This is a genomic window from Psychrobacter pygoscelis (genome assembly GCF_004335015.1).
GTDB classification, from domain to species: Bacteria; Pseudomonadota; Gammaproteobacteria; order Pseudomonadales; family Moraxellaceae; genus Psychrobacter; species Psychrobacter pygoscelis.
Map to the genome: position 1 here is coordinate 784,888 of NZ_RQRU01000002.1, position 22,487 is coordinate 807,374.

The following is a 22,487-nucleotide window of genomic DNA, read 5'->3' on the forward strand; positions in this document are numbered from 1 at the left end:
GATATTGTTTATTTCCCCTTAAACTCAGCCTGTCTCCGCTCAACCATCGCCATAACCCCCTCTTTGGCATCCTCGGAGTGAAACAACGGCGGCAAAAAGCCATGAATATTCGCCAGTGCCGCCGCTGCCCCATTACGACTGGCATCCTGCGCCGAAGACAACAGCGCTTGCACCGCCAGCGGCGCGGCTTGGCTAATCTCTTGCGCCAACTCTAACGCTCGATTAAATTGCTCGCCTGTTGCCACTACTTCACTGACCAGATTGAGTCTATCCGCAGTCGCGGCATCAAAGGGCTTGCCGGTGAGTAGATACGGCATGGCCTTCTGCCAACCAGCTGCCGCCACAAATCGTACAGTCGCGCCGCCAAACGGCATGATGCCGCGCTGCACTTCCATCTGCGCGAAGTTACAGTCCTCGCTAGCAATGACCACATCACTATTAAGCATCAGCTCAATCCCGGCGGTAAAGCAAGTACCCTGCACCGCGACGACAACGGGCTTGGCTCGCAGCTTGCCACTGATACCCCACGGGTCGATCTGCGTCTTATCAAAGGCAAATACCCCTTTATCGAGCTTGTCTTGTAGCTCCATCAAATCCAAGCCTGCCGTAAAATGATCACCATGCGCAAATATCAGCGCACAGCGTAGCTCGCTATCATTGTCGTATCGGGTCAGCGCCTCGGACAGCTGCTGAATCATATGACTGTCAAAGGCGTTGCGCTTGTCGGCGCGGTTAAGCCCAATAAGGCAGACATAACCTTGAATCTCATAAGTCAGTCTTGAGTATTCGCTGCTACGTTGTGGCTGATTATTATTATCGATGCTCATGATGCGCTTCCTTTGTCATTATTTTATTGATAACTGTCCTTATCCAATATAGTAGGCATTAAGGGTTAGCGCAAGCAGCACGCTCATTACCTGCCTGACACTATAAGCAAACCGTATTACTAACCTAGGCAGAGGTAGACATTTGATACGCAAGCAGTAAGTTAGCGCCATTTATACCGTTTCACAATCGCATCAATCCCCTTTAAGCCGTTATACTAACTCTTGGTAGCAGCATCAAATAAACGCTTCTAACCTCTTCTTTTTTGGGAGTCACCAGGTGACGAATGAATAAGCAAAACGCAGCATATTGGTCAGCCCAGGGCGCTAAAGTCATTATTTGTAGTCTATCTTACGCGCTACCTATCTACGGGTTTGCCTTATTGTTCCGCCAACAGCTCCCAGACTTAACGGGCATGTATTTGGATTCGGCATTTGGCTTTACGTTGCTTGGTACTTTGCTTAGCGTGATATTTTTATGGCTCTCACCGACGTATTTTTGTAAGCTTGGCTATAAAATTAGCGTTATCTTGATATATATAGCGCTGTATTCACAAGCCTGTATTGGCACTGCTTTTGATCATAGCGTGGCTTTTGGCACGACTTGGTCCAATCTAGAGGTATTATCGGCGTTGGTATTGCCTCACTGGTATTTTTATCTGTTAGGTATTTTTGGTGTTATCAGTCACTATTTGGTTCAGTGCGCATTAGCAACACCAAAGCTAAATTACTCCATGAAAGAATAGAACCAATAGAACGAATAAATAGCGTGCTCATCATAATATCAGAGCGGCGGCTTACGCTTGATGATCACGAAAGCGGCGATACTGGTAAGTCCATTAAACGTCGGTTTTGATAATTGAGGCCACACCCTAGCAGGTATCGCGATATAATAGCTGCCTAGTAACGAATTCCTCTATTTACCCGGTCTCACTCTTAACTCTTATACCTTTTATACCATCACTGCCACCTAGCCATTCTCTATTTCTCTTTAATCATTAAAGTTGCCCATCATGACCACAAAGCCAAACCACTCAAAAAACAGCCACTCAAACAATAGCCACTCACAAAACAGCTCTTCAAAGAATGCTGATAAACCACAGAAATCAGCGGCGAATAGCGCAGCAAGCAGAAAAGGTAATGCGTCTGGCAACCAATATAGCCATCAAGCCAAGGCAAAGCCGCAGTCGAGAGCCTATTCCGCAGAGGGCCGCGCTGCGCAAGCAAAAGCTAAATCGGCTGCCAAAGCACCTGCCTCTACGCTGCACCCGCGCAACCCGCACCAAGGCCGTTACGATTTTGAAGTCTTAACCAAAGCTTTCCCTGAGCTAGCCAAGTACACCATCACCAATCCAAATGGTGAGCCGACGGTGAATTTCTCAGACGCCAAAGCGGTGATGACCTTGAATAAAGCCCTGCTCGCACATCATTACGGCGTCAAGCTTTGGGAGCTGCCAGAAGGCTATCTGTGCCCACCTATTCCGGGCCGCGCTGACTATATTCACCAAGTCGCAGACTTACTCAAGAATAACCCTGCTGATCATGTCAGTGAACTGCCCGAATCAGGTCAACGTATCCATGTGCTAGATATTGGGGTGGGAGCCAGCTGTATTTATCCGATCATCGGCTCACAAAGCTATGGCTGGCGCTTTACCGGCAGCGATATTGATCCCGTATCGGTCAATACTGCTAAGACAATTTGTCAGGCCAATCCCAATCTTAAAGACTTGATTAAAATCAAGCTACAAGACGATCCTAAGTCCATTTTTGCCGGTATCATTGCTCCAAAAGATTACTTTGATCTCACGGTCTGCAACCCGCCATTCCATGCTTCACTTGACGAGGCGATGGCAGCCAATGCCGCAAAAGAAGCGAAACTTGCCAAAAACCGTCTGCGCCGTGGTCAAGGTGTGGTTCCTACTGCTAAAAACAACCTAAACTTCGGCGGTCAGCAATCAGAGCTTTGGACCAAAGGCGGTGAGGTTGCTTTTATTAGTAAGATGATTAAAGAGAGTAAGAATTTTGCTGGACAAGTGGGCTGGTTTACCACTCTGGTGTCGAAGTCTGAGAACTTAAAGCCGCTGATAGAGTTGGCTGAGCGCACCGGTGCACGAAAGGTGACGGTGCTGAATATGAAGCACGGCCAAAAGATGACGCGGATATTGGCTTGGCGCTTTGCGCTAAAGCAGTAAAATGTACTCAAGGGTAGTAAAGCTTAACCTAGCTAATGGTAGCTAATACCCATAGCAGTTACCGACAAATCCTTGGTGTTATAGAGCATTCTATAGCACCATTTTTATTGCAATAGCAATAAGTACTAACCCACCCAGTATCTCCGCTTTATCCTCAAACCAAGTACCCGACTGACGACCAAGATAGACGCCAATAAAGCTACATATGGCAGTGACGAGGGCAATAATCAGGCAAGCGAGATAAGCATTTAAAGCCAGCAAGTTTAAAGTAAAGCCAGCGGCCATCGCATCGATACTGGTGGCAATCGCCAGCGATAGCATGACCTGCTGACTGACTCTTGCGCTATTAACGCGCTCTTCTTCATTAGCATGGTCGATAAGCTCATCGCTATCTTCTGATTTTAGCGCTTCATAGAGCATTTTTATGCCTAAAGCTAGCAGAATAATAGCGCCAATCCATGGTGCTGCTGAGGCCAATCAGCCGAGCATCACTGCCCCAAGTAAGTAACCCATTAACGGCATTACGCCTTGAGCAATACCAAAATATAGCGCCGCTAGTATGGCCAATCTTAAAGTATGTCTAGAGGACTTGGCCGCCAATCCAATCGCTACCGCAAATGCATTCATTGCTAAAGCAATAGCTAACCAAATAATATCACTCATTTTTTATAACTCGCTGCCTATCCGCCTCTATAGTTATAAGGGATGGGGGTGGCTACTTATCTCAGTGTTGACGCCAAATCAGGACGAACAGTAAGGACAACCGCTAAAAGTTTCACGTGAAACCAAAAACACCGCTTTGATAATCAAAGCGGTGTTTTCACTATGGGCTATACCGGTGAGTCAGCCTGATCTGAGCGCTAAATATCGAGGTTTGATACCGTGAGCGCGTTCTCTTCAATAAAGGCGCGGCGCGGCTCGACATTATCCCCCATGAGACAAGTAAATAGATGATCAGCAGCGATAGCATCTTCAATGGTGACACGCAGCATACGGCGATGCTCAGGGTCCATCGTCGTGTCCCAAAGCTGATCAGCATTCATCTCACCCAGACCTTTATAGCGCTGGATAGCAAGGCCACGTCGTGCATCTAACATCACTTGCTGCCAGAGATGATCAAAGTCACGAAGGACGGTTTCTTTATCACCACGGCGAATAAAAGAAGTCTCCTCTAATAAGGTGTTCCATTGCGCTGACAAACGCATCAAACGACTATATTCGCCAGAGTTGATAAAGCCGCTATCGAGCAGATAATGCTGAGCTAATTGATGCACATAGATAGTGATACGGGGTAGCCACTGCGCTTTGGTCGATATTGCCTCAGCTTCTGAGGCACTTTGGTCAGTAGCCTCAGTATCGTCCTCTAACAGATCCACCGCCTCTTGGTCTTGAGCTTTTACTTTTGCATGGATATTATCCAGCTCAATCTCAGGACGCAGATCGATACCGAAGTGATCAAGCTGAGTCTGCAGCTGAGCTGTCCACTCTTCCATCACAGCGCGGTCATACGTCATGTCAGTGGTCAACTTAGGCACATGCGTAAGGGCATCAAGTAAGATAGCCGGATAGCGAATCTGCAATCGGGCCTTGACCAGCTGGGTTTGGTTATAGTCGTTGAGCAGACGCTCTAATGCTTGGCCTGTAATCGCAGGCGCATCTTCATTAATGTGCAGCTTGGTATCATCAATAGTCGAGGACAAAAGGTAGGCTTTAAGCGCTTCATCATCTTTTAGATACAGCTCTTGACGGCCTTTTTTAATCTTATATAAGGGCGGCTGAGCAATGTAGATATAGCCACGCTCAATCAGCTCAGGCGTTTGCCGGAAGAAGAACGTCAGTAGCAAAGTGCGAATGTGCGAGCCATCGACGTCGGCATCGGTCATGATAATGATTTTGTGATAGCGCACTTTATCGGGGTTGTACTCGTCAGGACCAATACCGCAGCCAAGCGCGGTAATCAACGTGCCAACTTCAGCAGAGGACAGCATCTTGTCAAAACGCGCGCGCTCAACGTTTAGAATCTTACCTTTTAGTGGCAAAATAGCTTGCGTCTTACGGCTGCGTCCCTGCTTAGCAGAGCCACCCGCAGAGTCACCCTCCACAATGTACAGCTCAGACAAGGAAGGGTCTTTTTCTTGGCAGTCTGCCAGCTTACCCGGTAGTCCGGCGATATCTAGCGTGGTCTTACGCCGTGTTAAGTCACGGGCTTTTCGCGCCGCATCACGAGCGCGGGCAGCATCAATAATCTTACCGGCAATCGCTTTGGCTGAGCTGGGGTTCTCAAGCAGATAATCATTAAATTTATCATGCATCGCCGATTCGACAGCAGACTTTACCTCGCTTGAGACAAGCTTGTCTTTAGTCTGGCTGGAGAACTTAGGATCAGGAACCTTGACGGAGACGATAGCGGTCAGACCTTCACGCGCATCATCACCGGTGGTGTTGACCTTCTCCTTTTTCATCAGCTTCTCAGCATCCATATAGCTGTTTAGGCAACGCGTTAGTGCCGAGCGAAAGCCTGATAAATGCGTACCACCGTCTTTTTGCGGGATGTTATTGGTAAAGCACAATACCTTTTCGTTATAGGTATCTGACCATTGTAGCGCTGCCTCAACCGAGATACCATCGTCTTGCTCACTGACAAAGTGAAAGACCTCATTTAAGGTTTCTTTACCGGCGTTGATGTAGGAGACAAACTCAGACAAGCCGCCTTTGTGCTCAAATTCATGACGCTTATCGATACGCTCATCGGTCAGTACAATACGTACGCCAGAGTTTAGAAACGACAGCTCACGCAGACGCTTGGCTAATATCTCATACTCGAATATCGTCCCAGTAAATACCTCTGGGCTAGGATAGAAGCGAATCTGCGTACCGGTCTTATCAGTCGCTTCGAGCTGCTCAATATCGCCATCAGGAACACCATCGCTATAGGTTTGCTGATAGTGATAGCCTTCTCGCCAGATATGCAGCTCAAGCTTTTTGGACAAGGCGTTAACCACAGACACGCCAACCCCATGCAAGCCACCTGAGACCTTGTAGCTATTGTCATCGAACTTTCCACCGGCGTGCAGGACAGTCATAATGACCTGAGCGGCTGAGACGCCCTCCTCAGGATGCACATCGACAGGGATACCGCGGCCGTTATCCATGACGCTGACTGACTCATCCTCATGGATAATGATGTCAATCTGATCACAATGTCCGGCTAGAGCTTCGTCAATAGAGTTATCGACCACCTCAAAGACCATATGATGCAGACCAGTCCCGTCATCGGTATCACCGATATACATGCCAGGTCGAACTCGGACGGCCTCTAGGCCGCGCAGTACTCGAATGTTTTTGGAGCTGTAGTCTTCTGGCAGCTGCTCAAGCTCTGCTTCGGTTAAGATATCGGTATCGATAGGGGGCTGTTGCTCACTCATGGGGATTCCTTTATTAAGGAGGATGTCAATGGACATCAATATTTTGATTCAGCGGTTGCTCTGGTCTGCTCATTTGCTCACTCAAAAGTCTTTTATGCAAAAGCCAGCATTTGGTTAGCTCAGCGGCTGGAGGAACCCATAGCTGATAGGGTAAGACTCGGGGTAAGCTTGATAAAAATGATCAGGAAATTCAACCAACAAAAACATAATTTTTTGATATCGGATTATAGCATTTTTTCGCCCCTACGTCATATTTATCCGAGTTTTTCGGGGGATTGAGCGATGACTTTGAGCCGCGATTTTAACCACGACTGATCAAGCGAAATAGCCTTATAGATACTTTTATAATTTTATTTTTATAACTTTATACTGATATCGATCGGATCAAGGTAAGAATAATACGAAAAATAAAAAGAGGGAGAAGAAGACGGACAAGACAGTGGCTAAAGCGATTAACTTATGTTTCAGCCCAGGCTATAGTGCCTTGTTTCACGTGAAACAACTTATAGTCTGACCAATATTGCTCTAGGATGGGCAATATCTCGCGAGTTAAACTGGTAACAAACACTTGGCATGGTAGCTGAGATAGTGTCGATAACATGACCTGAATAGCATGCTCATCAAGCTCTGCGGTAATATCATCGAGAAGCACGATTGGGGTAAACCTAAAAGGACTATCAGTAGTGCTGGGCACTTGGGCGCTATTATGCTGATTCTTACCGATACTCTCGGCAGTTAAGTCCTGCTCAGTTGCAGAAGTTTGCTCATAATCTGCTAATAAAAGCGGCAACTGTGACAGCTTCAATGCGGTAATCAGCAGCTTTTTCTCACCGCGCGAGAGTACATTGGCCGCCTGCTCTTTGATCGTGGCTGTGGATAAAGGCTGCTGACTGTCGTCATGCGCATGATGGGAGTGCCAATGCACCTGAATATCGGCGCGGTGACTACCAATCCGCGTAAAGCCTTGTTGCAAATCTTGAGTCATACGGGCTTGTAGCTGCTCATCAAGAGGGTGATCCGCATCATAGCCAGGAGAGTAACTTAGGGTCAGCTTGCCGGCATAACTGGGCAATAAAGCTTGTAGACAGCGCGCAAAATAAGGCTGCCAAGCAGCAAAGACTTGCTGGCGATAATGATGAATGAGCGCGGCATGATTGGCCAAGCCTTTGTCCCAAGCCGTTAGCTCTTGGCGCTGCGAAGCTGACAGCTGCCGGCTTTGCTTGAGCAGTCGGTTGCGCTGCTTGAGTAGGCGCTGATAGGCCAGCCACTGAGAGTGAAAGCCAGGTTTCATGTGAAACGCGAGCCAGTCTAATAGCTGTCGACGGCTGGCACTACCTTGCTCTAGCATATCCATCGTCGAGGGATCTATCAGCAGCGTGGGCAATTGCTGGGTGAGCGGGCTTTGCGTGTAGACAATATTTTGATTGAGTCTGAGTGCAGTGGTGGCATCGAGCTGTTTTTGAATGGCTAGGGTGGTATAGTCACTAAGGGTTGCATGCACGGTGACCATCGGCTGATGGTGCTGAATATAGCGCTTGGGCTGATGATGGCGAAAGCTTTTGCCGCGCGACAATAGGAACACCGCTTCAAGCAAGGAGGTTTTGCCGCTACCATTATCCCCAATAAACACATTACAACGTGCCAATGAAATATCGGCACGAGCAATATTGCGTAAGGCAGTCACTTGCAGACGCTGTATCATAGTCGGTCGCCAGCTGATGAGTAGCTAAAGACAATAAACGATTTAAAATAGGCTAAAGCACTCAACAGCTTAACTTGAATAAGCAAAATAAAGACTAGATACGCATTGGCATAATGACATACTGATGTAGCTCATCACCGAGCTGATTGACCAGTACCGAGGCATTGGACTGACTCATATGCATCTGGACGTCCCCTTGCACCACATCCAATACGTCTTGTAAATAGGCGGCATTAAAGGACAGCTCAATCGGCTCACCATTGAATTTGACCTGCAGCATCTCAACCGCTTCATCTTGCTCGGCATTATTGGCGCGGACTTGGACATTACCATCGGCAGCAAAGCTAAAAACCACACTGCGGGACTTCTCATTGCTTAAAATAGACACCCGGCGTAGTACTTCAGTCAATTTTTCCTGATTGACTAAGGCCAGCTTGTCACTACTGTTGGGGATAACACGGCGGTAGTCAGGGAATTTGCCATCAATAAGCCGCGCAGTGAAGGTTACCATGAGGCTGTCGCTAATCTGACCAGTACTATCAACATCACCAAATGGTAAGGTGACTTGCAAAAATTCGCGTCCAAAGCTTAGCGTGAGCATATTGTCTTGATCAGCCAGTAGCTTGGCAAGCTCGGTGGACAAGCGCTCAAGTTCAATGACAGCTTTTCGCGGCAAGATTGCCTGCATACTGATCTCATCATCGACATTGACTGCGGTTCGCGCTAAGGCCAAGCGGTGACCATCTGTCGCTACCGTGGTCAGCTGGCGCTGATCTAGCTCAAATAGCATCCCTGTCAGATAATAACGCACATCTTGAATGGCCATAGCAAACAAGGTCTTGTGCATAAGATCAGACAACTTGTGCCGACTAATGGTCAGTGGCGTGATATGTTCAGGAGAGCCTAATGTGGGATAATCTTTGGCCGGCAAAGTGCCTAATGTAAAGCGGCTTTTACCACTGGTCAACAGGCAGCGTGCATTGTCCTGAGCCGCTAATTGAATAACCGATTGCGCCGGCAGCAGCTTACAGATATCTTTAAGCTTCATGGCAGGCAGCGTAGTGCTACCTGGCTGCAAACAAGCACCTTGCGGTAACTTCAGCGTCGCCATCAGCTCTACCTCAAGATCAGAGGCCGTTAATACTAAGGTCTCAGGAGTGACCTCAAGACGGATATTACCCAGTATCACCATATTATGACGCTTATCAGCGGCCTTAGCGATTAGGTTGATAGCTTTTAGTAATAACTCACGATTAATCGTTAGCTGCATAATAAATACTCTTATCTTAAGATTCTTTGACTGGTGACGTTTTAGTTATTTTTCGCACCAACTAGGATTGAAATAGCAATCACAATAGTCCACTCAATTCGGCGCGCCTGTTATCGCAACCTCTCAATTCGGTCATTCATGTTAATGTTAGCTAGCCACTGCACAAGCAGCTCATAGCAGCTTCAATCTAAAAAATTAATACCAGTACCATGCATGAGCTTATTGGTATCTCTTTTATCTTCGCTTAACGATACCGCTAACACAGACTGAGCTTACTGGCTAAGCTTGTGGAAAATACCTAAAAATAGCTGCACTTAGTATAAACCAAATCCCTAACAGTTAACACGGTGCTAAACTTACGAAATTATCAGCAAGCATCAGTTTGGCCTATTCCCTTTTCTATTTGCCCTAGCGTAGCCCTATCACCAACAGCCTAGCGCATCTTTAACGCACCCAGACACGCCCCTTACCCTGCTTGTAGCATCATCGCTAGGGACTTGTAATCTTTATCCAATACTGGGTCCTCGGCGCGCAGCTGGGCCACCTTATCGCAAGCATGCATCACCGTGGTATGGTCACGACCTCCAAAAGACTGACCGATATCTGGAAAGCTATCCCCTGTCAGCTCACGCGCTAGAGCCATGGCAATTTGCCGAGGCCGAGCGATACTACGCGTGCGCTTTTTCCCCATTAAATCCTTGACCGAAACATCATAGAACTCGGCCACTACTTTGCGAATATTATCCATATTCACCGCTTGTACCCGCATCGCTACGATATCCTTTAGCGCGTACTGCACCATCTCAAGAGTAATCGGCGCACCGGTAAGATTGGCGTTGGCAACCACCTGATTAAGCGCGCCTTCGAGCCGTCGCACATTAGACACCACATTCTGGGCGATAAATAGCGCGCACTCTTTGGGCAGCTCGATACCTGTGAGTGCCGCTTTTTTCTGGAGTATCTGCATCCGGGTATCAATCTCTGGTGGCTCGATGGGCACTGACAAGCCCCAAGAAAAGCGTGAACGAAAACGCTCATCAAACTCTGTCAGTTGAGAGGGATGACGATCAGAGGCCAAAATAATTTGTTTGTCGCCTGTGGTGAAATCTGCAAATAAAGATAAAAACTCATTACTGCTTTTTACTTTTCCGGCGAGCACATGAATATCATCAACAATTAATAAATCAACTTTTTTTATTTTTTTCTTAAATTCTTCAATTTTATTATTTCGAAGTGAATAAACCAATTGATTAATAAATTTTTCAGAAGTGAAATAATAAAAACTACGTTGTTGTTTTAAATAACGATGTGCCACTGAATGCATTAAATGCGTTTTACCTAAACCTGAAGGGGCATAAATAAATAAAGGATTATGACGGTTTTGTGATTGACGCTTGGTTAATTCGTAGCAGGCTTTATAAGCTAAGTTATTGGTTTTACCAGTGACAAAAGTGTCAAAAGTAAAGTCAGAGTTTAAGTAACTTAGTGACTTGGCATCGGCAGAGGATATCTGACCGCTGGGTAACACATCAGCAGCGCCTGAGGCTAAGTTCGTCCCCAATCGTGCATCAAATCCTGTAGTCGCTACAGGATTTTGTGACATTGCCGTACTGGCGTCAGTGGTCTGCTGCGGCGCTAACGCAAACTCCGACTCTGCAGCGGGTATTGAAGCTTTATCCACACGCACGATAACTTGCTTGATCGCATCTTTGCTATGTTTTGTAACCAGCTGCTCAATATCTTGCAGATGATTTTTGCGGACATAGTCAACAAAATAATCATTGGGCGCGCGAACGATGAATACTTCACCCTCAATCTGAGCCGATAAGGGCCTAAGCCACATAGTAAACACGGTAGGTTTGACTTGATATTTAAGATCATCAAGGCACTTATCCCACAATACCGCTGCTTCTAACATACTACCTGTCACCTTCAAATATATTTAGAGTTTGTCTATTTAGCCCATGACCAATCAGTTAGCAGCACTAACCCTTTATTAACACCCATGCCATGACAACGAGGCCACAATGACAAGACGCTATACTGAATAAACGCTCGCTAACTGCTCAGCAAGTCAATCAGCAATAACGACCCAATAAGTGCTCTGAGTCGGGGAGGGTGCAATGTAGCATATTTTGCCTGTGGATAAAATAGTTATTTATTGTGGATAAGTTTGGGGATAACTCTGGGGATAGTTTGAAATCACGAGTTATCCCGAAGTTGTACCCAGGTTATTCACAGAGTTATCCATAGTTTAAATATATGATATATATAATATTTTTTGCGTTATCCACAGGAATACAACTCACTAACAACAACAATAAATACTTATTAATTAGTTATTATAGGGACGTTTCTTCACTGTGGATAACTTAAACTTCAACAGCAATCATCAGCTAATAAAACAGTGTGATAGTAAGCGTTAATACTGCAATATTAGCTGTCTGTTTGATATTGTTCTTAGAGTCATAGGTCTTGTTCATGGGAAGTAGCGATCCTTAATTTTAGGAAACAGCGGTGGTTTCTATTATCAGCAAAGCCGTTAAATGCAGTGAGTTCAATATAAAAAATAGCAGTTCTAGAGTGAATTTGTTGTAACGATTATCAGCTTGCTTGCAGTCAGCTAAAAAATTTATACCCGTACCCTACGCGACTTTATTGATATCTTTTCTATGGTGTATAACCTAGCTAGTTTCAATAGTGTAACTAATCTAAATTTTTAGATAATATAAATAATAAGTTGGAACTGTTACCCCCAGTAGCGCTCAATAATCATAACCTAGAGTGCAGCTATAACTCTAATCAGTCATTGACCCTGTTACACAGCAATGATATAATTCTGCGTTATTGCCATTTTTAGTTAACTGTTTACGTATTTACATAGGTGAGTTATGAAACGTACTTTTCAACCCAGCGTTCTTAAACGCAAACGCACTCATGGCTTCCGTGCTCGTATGGCCACCAAAAAAGGCCGTCAAGTTTTAGCACGCCGCCGTGCAAAAGGCCGTCATCGTTTAACGGTTTAGTAAGTTTGAGTAGTTAGTAGCAATAATTAGTAAGCTGCTACGATCAAAATGACGCCTTTCGGGGCGTTTTTTTATGCTCGAAACTTTTCGAAACTTTGTTGCCTGTGTTAGGGTTAGCGCCATGTATGCAGAGAAATGACAGTGGTCGCCAGCCATTTATGCTATCTTCGTTTAAGCTAGTTTGTGTGTTTGCTTATTTGTGCCTTGACGCAGGTTGGAAACTTAATTGTCTCCCGCCCTGTCTTCTTTTCTTCTAGATAAAGTTACTTTTTATGCCAGAGCTGTTCACTATGACAAACCTTGCTCCTGATGCCACCTTTACTTTTACCAAAGCGCAGCGCTTACTTACGCCTGCAGCATTTCGCTACGTATTTGACGCCCCTGAACGTAAGCTGCATCAAGCCCATCTTATGGCTTTCATTCGCTCTAATGAGCTGTCTCACCCTAGAGTTGGTATGGCAATAACGAAACGAAAAGTACCTACTGCAGTAGCTAGAAATAGAATTAAGCGGCATATCAGAGAGAAATTTAGACAGCAAGCTGCACAATTAGAAGCCGTTGATATTGTTTTTATTGTCAAAAAATCAACTGATGATTTAGATGATAAAAATTTAAATAATCAAATAAATAATATTTTTAAAAAAATAATAAAAATAAATAAATGAATTTTTTAAAAGAAAAGATAAATAAATTTTTCTATTATTTATTTGATAAGATTATTGGTATTTATCAATTATTTATAAGCCCATTAATCCCAGCAAGATGTCGTTATTATCCTACATGCTCAGCTTATGGCCGTCAGGCTTTAGCTTGGCATGGGGCTTGGCGCGGCAGTAAATTAACTTTTAAGCGAGTTTGTCGTTGTCATCCTTGGGGCGGACATGGTGTGGATTTTGTGCCTGTGCCCTTATATCAATATCATTATCGATACCTGCAGACCCCTTTGCAGTTGCCGTTAAGCTATCGCCATTATGTCTACCTTCCGACCAGCAGTTACGCGGCGCGCTTAAGCCAACTTATGAATAATAGCGCCTGGCCTTGTTAAGCACTGATATTTAACGCTTGTCTCTGTTAAGACATAGAGGTATTAAGCCTGTGTGCTTGATAAGCCAGTACTCACAACGAAAGCTCTTTTAAGGTTTGCTAGATATGGGCTGATTCAATGAAGCTTTCAGTGGCAGCTATGATGCTACGTAGTCTTTGGCCGAGCGATGTAGAGGCTACAAAATTCACTTTGGTTGATTGACTATAGACAGATAACCAGCTGCAAAGTAGCTGCGGCAACAGGCACTAAATTGTACCGCTGCCTATAGGGCTACGGGCATCAGTATCAATTACTGCGTTTTTTTAGTAAAATGAGCACCATTTTATGTAATTAGACTAATTGTCCTGTCTTAATCTGGTCTTATTGATGACTATGGCTGCTGATGTCACACAGCGCTGCAGTGATTGATTTTGTTAAGTAGTGATGCAATAAAGTCAGAACCACGTCTGGTATTACATGCCCTAATTAATTCTAGGAATGCTCTATGCAAAAGATATTTCGAGTGATGATCATCATTGCGATGTTGATCACAGCTTATCTGCTAATCTTGGCTTGGCGCGATGATTATGCCAATGCGCCAGTAGCGGCAACGGCTCCCGAGACGGCGGTAACAGTTGGCTCAGATATTCCTTCTACTACCGGTGCAGCGGGTGATATTCCGGTGCACACTATCCCTACTGGGACGGCAGTGAGCGCCGATGTTGCAGCAGCTAGCAGCGCTAGTGCGGCTCAAGATAATGGGTTGATCACCGTCACTACAGATCGCTATGATATCCAAATCAACCCCGAAGGCGGTGATATTGTCTACGCTGCGTTAAAGCAATATAACGCTACTTTAGACAGCTCTGAGCCTTTTGTATTGTTAGAGAATAATAGCAATCGTGTGTATGTCGCTCAGTCGGGATTAATTGGTAAAAATGGTATAGATACTGCGGCTGGCCGTGCCAATTATCAACACAGTGCGACCAATTATGTCATGAAGGAAGGGCAACAGACGCTATCGGTACCGTTGACCTATACAAAAGATGGCGTGACTATTACCAAGACCTTTACCTTTACCCATGACAAGTATCCTATTGATGTCAGCTACACCATCCAGAATGCGTCTAGCAATCCTTGGGAGGGGCAGTTATTTGCGCAGTTAAAGCGTGATGACAGTAAAGACCCTGGCATGGCAGACAAGGGCGCACTAAGCATGGCTACCTACTTAGGTGGTGCTTGGGGAACCCCAGATGATCCTTATAATAAGCTCAAGTTTGGCAACTTCAATGATGGTAAGTTAACGACTGCCAGTGATAAAGGCTGGGTGGGTATTGTTCAGCACTATTTTGTCTCTGCTTGGACACCAGATAACTTTACGGGCAACTTCTTCAGCCGTGAGACAGGCAATGATTACTTCATTGGCTTTAACAGTCAGCCTATCGTCATCGCTCCGAATAATCAGACCACGTTAACCGCCACCTTGTATGCGGGACCTAAGGTACAAGAAGAGCTAAAAGACGTGGCTGTCGGGATGAATAAGACGGTCGACTACGGCTTATTATGGCCTATATCCAAGGTTTTGTTTGCCCTACTTGATGGTATTCATAAGCTAATTGGCAACTGGGGCTGGTCGATCATTGTCTTGACAATACTGGTGAAGATTGCCCTCATGTGGTTCTCAAATAAGAGCTACTATTCAATGGCTAAGATGCGTGCCATTGCGCCAAGACTTCAGGCTCTAAAAGAAGAAGCGGGCGATGACCGCATGAAGATGTCGCAAGAGATGATGGCCATCTATAAAGAAGAGCAAGTCAACCCAATGGCGGGCTGCTTACCGATTTTACTACAGATGCCTATTTTCTTAGCTCTATATTGGGTGCTGGTTGAGAGCGTGGAGCTACGTCACGCGCCTTGGATATTGTGGATTCATGATCTATCGGCAATGGACCCTTGGTTTATCTTACCGCTGCTCATGGGAGCCTCGATGTTCATTCAGCAGCAGCTAAACCCGCAGCCTGCAGACCCAATGCAAGCCAAAGTGATGAAGTTCTTACCTATTATCTTTACCGCTTTTATGTTGTTCTTCCCAGCAGGCTTGGTGCTTTACTGGACTGTCAACAACCTATTTAGTATGACGCAGCAATATATCGTCAATAAAAAGGTAGAAGAAGAGCAAAAGCGTAAAACCGTTAAGGTGTTAGATTAAGGGCTATTAAAGCAAACATTAATAAGGTGCTACTCATAAAAAGACCATCGCTACTGCGGTGGTCTTTTTGTATCAATCGCCAGCTCGTTGCTTTTTAATTGCATTATTACTAATCCCCTTTTATCGCCCCTTTATCCTCTCTGGTTATCTAGGTTACTCAACCAGTTAACTTTTGAGCTTTGTTTGCGTAGCACTAATGGATAGTAATGCGCTGGTGCGGCGCAGTTTATTTTGTCAGGGCTGCAGTAGCTGTTTATAATACAGCTTTGATTACTATTGAGATGACTTGTGACCGCCGCCCTTTTTGCCTCCTCGCAGAGTTTAACTCAGCCCCCTACCATTGCTGCTATCGCCACGCCAATAGGTCGCGGCGGTGTCGGTATCATTCGTCTGTCAGGCAGCAAAGCCTATGACATCGCATGTAAGCTTACTAACAAAAGCAAATTCACCCCAAGGCTGGCCAGTTTTTGCCGATTCTATGATGCTCAAGGTCAGGTAATTGACGAAGGTTTGGTGTTATATTTTAAAGCACCGCACTCCTTTACTGGCGAAGATGTGATTGAGCTGCAAGGTCATGGTGGTATGATCTTGCAAAATCAGCTACTGGCGCGGGTGTTTGATTTGGGCGCTAAACAAGCCGCAGCTGGTGAGTTCTCTTATCGCGCTTTTGATAATGATAAGCTTGATTTACTGCAAGCCGAAGCTATTGCTGATGCGATAGATGCGACCAGTGTGGCAGCAGCCAGTAGTGCTATCCGCTCCCTTAGCGGAGAGTTCTCTGCACAGATAAATGACTTACTTGAGCAGCTTATCAACGTAAGGCTGCACGTCGAGGCGGCGATTGACTTTCCAGAAGAAGAGGACGTAGACTTCTTATCTGATGGGGTGATTGAGTCGAAGGTTAGTAACATTCAAGCTCAAATCCGGCAGGTATTAGCAACGGCTCAGCAAGGCCAGCTGCTCCGCGATGGTATTGATGTGGTGATCGCAGGTAGGCCAAATGCGGGCAAATCAAGCTTACTCAATCGGCTAGCCGGACAAGAAAGGGCAATTGTTACGGAGATTGCTGGTACGACGCGCGATACCTTGCAAGAGACGGTAGTACTCAATGGCTTAACTCTGCACCTCACTGATACCGCCGGTCTTAGAGAGACGACAGATACAGTAGAGCGCATGGGTATTGAGCGGGCGCGCCGTGCTATCGATCAAGCCGACTTATTGCTGCTGGTCTATGACATTACTCAAGATGCTGATCCTCTGGCACTTGCCCAGCAGTTATTTGGTCAACTACCATCCCCTGAGCGCTTGCTAATCATCGGTAATAAGTGCGATCTATTAGCGCAGTCGCTAGCAGCGGTAAGCGAGATAAATGGCTATCAACAAATCAATGTTTCATGTGAAACATCGCAAGGAATTGAGCGGTTAATTGATGGCTTATGTGCTAAGGTAGGCTTTCATCCACCTGAAAATAGTATGATAGCGCGTACTCGGCATATCGATGCGCTGAAACGTACCGCCACTCATTTAGAGCAGGCTTATGAGCAGTTAACCGTGTTTGCTGCTGGTGAGTTGGTGGCGGAAAGCTTGCGTCAAGCGCAAGTTAGCCTAGGAGAGATTACGGGACAATTTAGTGCAGATGACTTACTAGGAAAGATATTCGGTAGTTTTTGTATTGGTAAATAGCCGATGGATGAATATCAGGTTGCTAAATAAAAGCGCTAAGGCTGGCCTCTGTCAGAGGCTACAAAAATTCATCCTCGTGGCACACCGGCTACTTTTTAGAGTGAGCTTACTATATAAGTACCTATGTAATAAGTACCCATGGCATGGAATGACCATGGTGTTGCACAGTCTATATAAGTACCTATGTAATAAGTACCTATGTAATAAGTACTTATGTACTTTAGATCTTCTTCAAGCCCATTAATTTTCACTCATGCTCAGTAAGAGCTTTACCAGTTAGGATCTGTCATGCACTGTCCCTATTGCAACGCTTCTGAAACCAAAGTTATTGACTCAAGATTGGCAGCAGAAGGTGCTCAGGTGCGTAGACGGCGTCAGTGTAGTCTATGCCAAGAGCGCTTTACCACGTTTGAGATGGTAGAGGTGGTTATGCCGCGAATTATTAAGTCTAGTGGCAAGATAGAACCTTATGATAATGAAAAACTTCGCCGCTCTATTCAGCTGCCGCTGCAAAAGCGCCCTGTCACCACCGATGGTCAAGAAGGTATGATTAGCCGCATTGAAAAACGAGTCCGGCAGATGGGTGAGCGGGAGATTAGCAGTAAAGTTTTAGGTGAGATTGTGATGAGCGAGCTAAAAGATCTAGATGATGTCGCCTACGTACGTTTTGCTAGTGTCTATCGCGACTTTCAGGATATCGAAGCCTTTAAAAAGGAGCTGGCTAATATTCGCCCAGATGATCTAACCTAGTGGCCTATAGTTTTTAGGTTTTAGCTCATACTCCCTCAAACTCTTTGTCGTTGCAAACCGCTGCTTAGCTAATGTTAATGTCACTTTTACTCTTTCTTTAACCTGTGAGTCGATATGTCAGCTTCTATGAACCCGAGTCTTTCTTCATCCGCTGCCCTCACAGCGCAAGATAGCTATTTTATGAGCCTCGCTATCGAGGTGGCAAAGCAGGGCTTATATACCACGCGGCCCAATCCTGCTGTCGGCTGTGTCATCGTAAAAAATCAGCAAATTGTGGGTCAAGGCTTTCATCCTCAAGCGGGTCAGCCGCATGCAGAAGTCTTCGCGCTAAAGGAGGCGGGGGATAATAGTATTGGGGCGTGTGCTTATGTCACGCTAGAGCCGTGTAGTCACACCGGTCGAACGCCACCTTGTGCAGCCGCGCTTATCAAAGCGCAAGTTGCTAGAGTTGTTGTTGCTGGATTAGACCCCAATCCTAGTGTGTCAGGCCGAGGTGTTGCTATGCTAGAGGCGGCAGGTATCGAAGTGGTCGTTGGGGTAATGAAAAAACAGGCTGAGGCGCTCAATCCTGGGTTTTTGCAGGCCATGCGTACCGGCCTGCCTTTTGTTCGCCTAAAGATAGCCAGTAGCTTAGATGGTCGGACAGCCATGGCTTCAGGAGAATCCAAATGGATAACCGGTCCAGCAGCTCGAAACGACGTACAAAAGATTAGAGCGAGGAGTGCGGCGATTATTACCGGTAGTGGTACAGTAATAGCGGATAATCCTAGCTTAAACGTGCGCTCAAACGAGCTAGGGGTGGATGTGAAACAAATACCCCAACCAAAAGTAGTGGTGATCGATAGAAGGTCACGACTTAGTCACACGGCTGACTATGAGGTTTGCCAGCGCTCAGACACTCTTTTTTGGCGGCAGGACGACTTGCGAGCGCTACTGCAAAGTCTGGTAGCTGAGTATCAGTGTTTTGATGTGTTGGTAGAGGCAGGAGCGCAACTAGCAAGCAGCTTTTTGCAAGCCCGATTGGTCGATGAGCTGATCGTTTACCAGGCTCCATGCTTGCTAGGCAGCACTGCGCGGCCGATGATGCAATTCGAGCTTGCAAGCCTCACCGAGCAGTTGAGATTCCAGTGTGTCTCGCATACCTTAATTGGTAACGATTTAAAGCTAGTATTTACCCCACTGTGAAATACTGCGCTTAGTTTTGTAAGTTTGCACAGTGGTCAGCCTAATATCATTTGAGCATTGCAGAACCACTTTCAAGAGTAAATGCCTAATAGGGTCACCATGAGTGAAATCTAACTGGTATTTTAATATATTGCTTCGACACTCAACTAGATACTGAGAGATTGATCAAAAAACTACCCACTAAGTTGATATTCAGCCTGCTCAGTACGCTTAACATTTGACTGCATTTATCGCGACTAAGATTTAAGGATGAGGCCACGATATAATAGGCTAATAAGATATCCACAGTTGGCCTAACTTATACCAAGCTTTATTTAAAAAATATTAGTTTCACGTGAAACTGGGGATAACTGGGTTTCATGTGGAACTTTTATAAGGCTAGCATTAAAGTTAGTTATCATTTAATAGCTTGATTTTAAAGGCGTGTAGACATAATGGTCTGTGATTAGAGGTAAAACCCTTAATTATTGTGCAGCTGTGGATAACTTCGGGTTTCACGTGAAATTTCTATAAAAATTCGCTCTCAATTAAAAGTTATCCACAGCCATGTTCTGTATTGTGTGATGCTATGAGCTGTAGCGTTAAACTTAAATTAATCAGCAGTATTTGCGTAAAGGGTAAGAGCGGCTATAAGCTCAGCGAATTAGGTTAAATCTATGCTGGTTTAACGCAGTTAAGGCGGCAGCAATTAATATTTCAAACCTTTATAAAGGAAGCATATGTTTACTGGTATTATTGAAAGTACAGGCGTGATAAAAGCCCTCTCTCCGCTAGGGGGTGATATTCGTCTGACCGTAGAAGCCGCTGCTTTAGACTTAACTGATGTATCTCTTGGCGACTCAATAGCCTCAAATGGGATATGTCTGACAGTAGTCGCATTATCTGACACAAGCTACTCCGTAGATGTTTCACGTGAAACTCTAGCTAAGACGGCCATGCAGTGGTGGAAACCAGGGGACAAAGTGAATCTAGAAAAGGCCATGCTGCCTACCACTCGTTTTGGCGGACACATTGTCTCTGGTCATGTCGATGGTGTCGGTATTATCAGCCAGCGTCGCCAAGATGCTCGCTCAATCTATTTTGAGATTGAGTTGCCTGAGTCTTTAGCTTATTACACAGCGACTAAGGGCTCGATTACGGTAGATGGTATCAGCCTAACCACTAATTTGGTAAAAGATAATGTGGTCTGTCTGAACATTATTCCGCATACCGCCAAAGTGACTAACATCGAGCAGCATTGGCAGGTTGGTAGTAAGGTCAATATCGAGGTCGATGTCGTCGCGCGTTATCTTGAGCGTTTGCTACTAAAACAGCAGTCACCGAGGACCGGAGCATCAAGCAAAGCTGATCAGTCGTCGTCTGGGCTCACGGAAGCCTTTTTGGCAGAGAATGGTTTTATAAAACCACGATAGAGGCGTAATAGTGGATTGATGGACTGGCGCAATAACACTGTCAGTAAGCTTCGGTGCCGGATTGACCACATGTCATGCGAACAATCTGCTGATCCTAACTCCAACACTGAGATAGAGCGCTTACTTGGCATAATTATGCTACGCTAAATGTCAATGTTATCGCTAGAGTTGTGAGTTAATATTTAACGCTAAGGCATAAGTTATATAGTCTAGCTTGAGATAGCGTAACTATATTCTTTATTGCTAAGGCTTATGGCTTACTAGAGGTTTTGATTGATACTTTGACCGTTAATATAAAGGTTATTTTTTGAGTGTATTCTTGGATTTAGGCTTTTTTAGTTTTATTGTGGCTTGACTATATTTACTAACATTATGACCTCTTATTATGTCCACTTATATGGTCACTATTTATACCCTTTGTTGTAAGCTAACCTTATAATAAGTTTACCTTTTTCTTGATATCAGCCCTTCAGGACGACGCCTTTATGAAATTCTCGCCGACGGTTAATCATTCCTTAATCACTCGAATACTGCCCTTAGCGGTACTGACAGCCTCATTAGCCGCGTGTGGTGGCGGTGGCGGTGATTCAAGCCCTGTCCCTACCACGCCCTCTGCCCCCTCCGATACGGCGCCGACCCCTAAACCTAACCCTCCTCAGGGCGGTCAAGTCGCGAAGCCTGATGAAGTGCTTGTCACGCCAGTTGCTCCCTCTAAGCCAACCAACCCCTCTAAACCAGCTGAACCCTCTACTGATCAACCTCCGCCTTCTACGCCATCTTATGATGGTATTACCATGACTCAAAGCGAGCGAGCGGTATTTGAGCGCTTAAATGCGCGGCGAGAGACTTGCGGCTTTGGTGGTCTAAATGCGAACTCAAAGCTGATGATGGCGGCCAACAACCATACCAACTACCTGCTGCATATGACTCAGTTTAGTGCTCAGCCCTTTCAAGGTCACTATGAGACGGGTGTTGACGAATTTAGTGGCACTAAAAACCCCTATTACTCAGGGCGAGCAGTGGCTGATCGCTTATCTACTACCTCGAGAAAAGGTGCCAAAGCGGTAGCCGTAAACTATCCTTATTATACGGTTGCAGAAAATCTATCCTTTTTGAGATTCAATGATACATACTTTGACAAAAATGGCGATGAGCAACTTGCCTTGAAGGGTATTAATGGCTTGCTGGCAGCACCGTATCATATGGCGAGCTTACTGAGTCCAGAGTTTGCTGATATCGGTATAGGGTATGGCCGCACGCCAATGAAGTCGCCGTTTAAATTGGAGGGTGGTGGTAATACTGACGGGCAGGCCAGTGTGCTTGAGATGGTGTTAGCGGTACAAAGAGATAATATTAGAACACCGCCCAATCAGGTCATTAGCTACCCGTGTACAGGCACAGTCGGCACTCAATATGAGCTTAAACATGAGTCTCCCAATCCCTTTAGCAATACCAATCGAAACTTGGCAAAAGACCCCATTGGTCAGCCAATTTTTATCCTAGCCAATGGCAGTCTAAGAGTGAGCAATTACAAGATGACTGATGCGGCGAATAATGAGATTGCCCTTCAGGCGCTCACTGCAAAAAATGACCCCAATCATATATTAGAGCCGACGCAGGTCATATTGATGCCACTCACTGCGCTACAGCCCAATCAGACTTATCGGGTCACCTATCAGGCCTCTGTTAACGGTGCTAGCTCAGAGCCGTATGAGGTTATCTTTAGCACTAAAGCGCAATAATGCGACTAATCGTGGCAAGCAGTCTCTAGTTGCCCTTAGCTTA

At 45.6% G+C, this 22,487-nt stretch carries 16 protein-coding genes and 1 pseudogene; 11 read left to right on the top strand and 6 right to left on the bottom strand.

Annotated features, from left to right (window positions below; all coding sequences use genetic code 11):
* Positions 1-8: 8 nt before the first annotated feature.
* Complete coding sequence (locus tag EGV92_RS08005; RefSeq protein WP_131668677.1) at positions 9-827, bottom strand: crotonase/enoyl-CoA hydratase family protein; 819 nt, start codon at positions 825-827, stop codon at positions 9-11.
* 284 nt (positions 828-1,111) lie between these two features.
* Here EGV92_RS08005 and EGV92_RS08010 point away from each other — a divergent pair, with 284 nt between their 5' ends.
* Together EGV92_RS08010 and rlmF are read left to right on the top strand one after the other, a co-directional pair.
* Positions 1,112-1,570 carry a hypothetical protein gene (locus tag EGV92_RS08010; protein ID WP_131668678.1) on the top strand — a complete coding sequence of 153 codons (459 nt, stop codon included), beginning with the start codon at positions 1,112-1,114 and terminating at the stop codon, positions 1,568-1,570.
* A 267-nt stretch (positions 1,571-1,837) separates the two neighbouring features.
* A complete protein-coding gene (rlmF, locus tag EGV92_RS08015; protein ID WP_131668679.1) occupies positions 1,838-3,016 on the top strand; it encodes a 23S rRNA (adenine(1618)-N(6))-methyltransferase RlmF in 1,179 nt (392 codons plus the stop codon).
* Between the two features lie 90 nt (positions 3,017-3,106).
* Here the strand turns inward: rlmF and EGV92_RS08020 are convergent.
* The 5 genes and pseudogenes from EGV92_RS08020 to dnaA form a co-directional block, all read right to left on the bottom strand.
* Positions 3,107-3,679: pseudogene (locus EGV92_RS08020) on the bottom strand (manganese efflux pump MntP).
* A 197-nt stretch (positions 3,680-3,876) separates the two neighbouring features.
* Positions 3,877-6,441, bottom strand: coding sequence for a DNA topoisomerase (ATP-hydrolyzing) subunit B (gene gyrB / locus EGV92_RS08025; protein ID WP_131668680.1), 2,565 nt, complete (start codon positions 6,439-6,441; stop codon positions 3,877-3,879).
* Between the two features lie 457 nt (positions 6,442-6,898).
* Positions 6,899-8,143 (bottom strand): DNA replication/repair protein RecF, encoded by a 1,245-nt coding sequence (gene recF / locus EGV92_RS08030; protein WP_131668681.1) that lies wholly within the window; start codon positions 8,141-8,143, stop codon positions 6,899-6,901.
* Positions 8,144-8,237: 94 nt separating this feature from the next.
* Positions 8,238-9,413 carry a DNA polymerase III subunit beta gene (dnaN, locus tag EGV92_RS08035; protein ID WP_131668682.1) on the bottom strand — a complete coding sequence of 392 codons (1,176 nt, stop codon included), beginning with the start codon at positions 9,411-9,413 and terminating at the stop codon, positions 8,238-8,240.
* A 466-nt stretch (positions 9,414-9,879) separates the two neighbouring features.
* Positions 9,880-11,331, bottom strand: a complete 1,452-nt coding sequence (dnaA, locus tag EGV92_RS08040; RefSeq protein WP_131668683.1) for a chromosomal replication initiator protein DnaA — start codon at positions 11,329-11,331, stop codon at positions 9,880-9,882.
* A 973-nt stretch (positions 11,332-12,304) separates the two neighbouring features.
* Here dnaA and rpmH point away from each other — a divergent pair.
* From rpmH to EGV92_RS08085, 9 genes are all read left to right on the top strand, one after another.
* The gene (rpmH, locus tag EGV92_RS08045; protein ID WP_003662232.1) at positions 12,305-12,439 is read left to right on the top strand and encodes a 50S ribosomal protein L34; all 135 of its coding nucleotides are present in this window, start codon (positions 12,305-12,307) and stop codon (positions 12,437-12,439) included.
* A 272-nt stretch (positions 12,440-12,711) separates the two neighbouring features.
* The gene (gene rnpA / locus EGV92_RS08050) at positions 12,712-13,104 is read left to right on the top strand and encodes a ribonuclease P protein component (protein WP_242678653.1); all 393 of its coding nucleotides are present in this window, start codon (positions 12,712-12,714) and stop codon (positions 13,102-13,104) included.
* Positions 13,101-13,484, top strand: coding sequence for a membrane protein insertion efficiency factor YidD (gene yidD, locus EGV92_RS08055; protein WP_131668684.1), 384 nt, complete (start codon positions 13,101-13,103; stop codon positions 13,482-13,484). The genes rnpA and yidD overlap by 4 nt, the downstream gene beginning before the upstream one ends.
* Positions 13,485-13,968: 484 nt before the next feature.
* The gene (gene yidC, locus EGV92_RS08060) at positions 13,969-15,672 is read left to right on the top strand and encodes a membrane protein insertase YidC (protein WP_131668685.1); all 1,704 of its coding nucleotides are present in this window, start codon (positions 13,969-13,971) and stop codon (positions 15,670-15,672) included.
* Positions 15,673-15,960: 288 nt separating this feature from the next.
* The gene (gene mnmE / locus EGV92_RS08065) at positions 15,961-17,355 is read left to right on the top strand and encodes a tRNA uridine-5-carboxymethylaminomethyl(34) synthesis GTPase MnmE (RefSeq protein WP_131668686.1); all 1,395 of its coding nucleotides are present in this window, start codon (positions 15,961-15,963) and stop codon (positions 17,353-17,355) included.
* Positions 17,356-17,643: 288 nt separating this feature from the next.
* Complete coding sequence (gene nrdR / locus EGV92_RS08070) at positions 17,644-18,105, top strand: transcriptional regulator NrdR (RefSeq protein WP_131668687.1); 462 nt, start codon at positions 17,644-17,646, stop codon at positions 18,103-18,105.
* Positions 18,106-18,219: 114 nt separating this feature from the next.
* On the top strand, positions 18,220-19,290 hold the full coding sequence (gene ribD / locus EGV92_RS08075; RefSeq protein ID WP_242678654.1) for a bifunctional diaminohydroxyphosphoribosylaminopyrimidine deaminase/5-amino-6-(5-phosphoribosylamino)uracil reductase RibD: 1,071 nt from the start codon (positions 18,220-18,222) through the stop codon (positions 19,288-19,290).
* A gap of 719 nt (positions 19,291-20,009) precedes the next feature.
* Positions 20,010-20,702, top strand: a complete 693-nt coding sequence (locus tag EGV92_RS08080; RefSeq protein WP_131668688.1) for a riboflavin synthase — start codon at positions 20,010-20,012, stop codon at positions 20,700-20,702.
* 485 nt (positions 20,703-21,187) lie between these two features.
* Positions 21,188-22,444 (top strand): CAP domain-containing protein, encoded by a 1,257-nt coding sequence (locus tag EGV92_RS08085; RefSeq protein ID WP_131668689.1) that lies wholly within the window; start codon positions 21,188-21,190, stop codon positions 22,442-22,444.
* Positions 22,445-22,487: the final 43 nt, after the last annotated feature.

Excerpts from the sequence above, each read along its gene's own strand:
- EGV92_RS08005 (WP_131668677.1), bottom strand. The coding sequence starts at position 827 with ATGAGCATCGATAATAATAATCAGCCACAACGTAGCAGCGAATACTCA.
- recF (WP_131668681.1), bottom strand. The coding sequence starts at position 8,143 with ATGATACAGCGTCTGCAAGTGACTGCCTTACGCAATATTGCTCGTGCC.
- EGV92_RS08085 (WP_131668689.1), top strand. The coding sequence starts at position 21,188 with ATGAAATTCTCGCCGACGGTTAATCATTCCTTAATCACTCGAATACTG.
- gyrB (WP_131668680.1), bottom strand. The coding sequence starts at position 6,441 with ATGAGTGAGCAACAGCCCCCTATCGATACCGATATCTTAACCGAAGCA.
- yidD (WP_131668684.1), top strand. The coding sequence starts at position 13,101 with ATGAATTTTTTAAAAGAAAAGATAAATAAATTTTTCTATTATTTATTT.
- dnaN (WP_131668682.1), bottom strand. The coding sequence starts at position 9,413 with ATGCAGCTAACGATTAATCGTGAGTTATTACTAAAAGCTATCAACCTA.
- EGV92_RS08080 (WP_131668688.1), top strand. The coding sequence starts at position 20,010 with ATGTTTACTGGTATTATTGAAAGTACAGGCGTGATAAAAGCCCTCTCT.
- dnaA (WP_131668683.1), bottom strand. The coding sequence starts at position 11,331 with ATGTTAGAAGCAGCGGTATTGTGGGATAAGTGCCTTGATGATCTTAAA.
- ribD (WP_242678654.1), top strand. The coding sequence starts at position 18,220 with ATGTCAGCTTCTATGAACCCGAGTCTTTCTTCATCCGCTGCCCTCACA.
- EGV92_RS08010 (WP_131668678.1), top strand. The coding sequence starts at position 1,112 with ATGAATAAGCAAAACGCAGCATATTGGTCAGCCCAGGGCGCTAAAGTC.
- rpmH (WP_003662232.1), top strand. The coding sequence starts at position 12,305 with ATGAAACGTACTTTTCAACCCAGCGTTCTTAAACGCAAACGCACTCAT.
- rnpA (WP_242678653.1), top strand. The coding sequence starts at position 12,712 with ATGCCAGAGCTGTTCACTATGACAAACCTTGCTCCTGATGCCACCTTT.
- yidC (WP_131668685.1), top strand. The coding sequence starts at position 13,969 with ATGCAAAAGATATTTCGAGTGATGATCATCATTGCGATGTTGATCACA.
- nrdR (WP_131668687.1), top strand. The coding sequence starts at position 17,644 with ATGCACTGTCCCTATTGCAACGCTTCTGAAACCAAAGTTATTGACTCA.
- rlmF (WP_131668679.1), top strand. The coding sequence starts at position 1,838 with ATGACCACAAAGCCAAACCACTCAAAAAACAGCCACTCAAACAATAGC.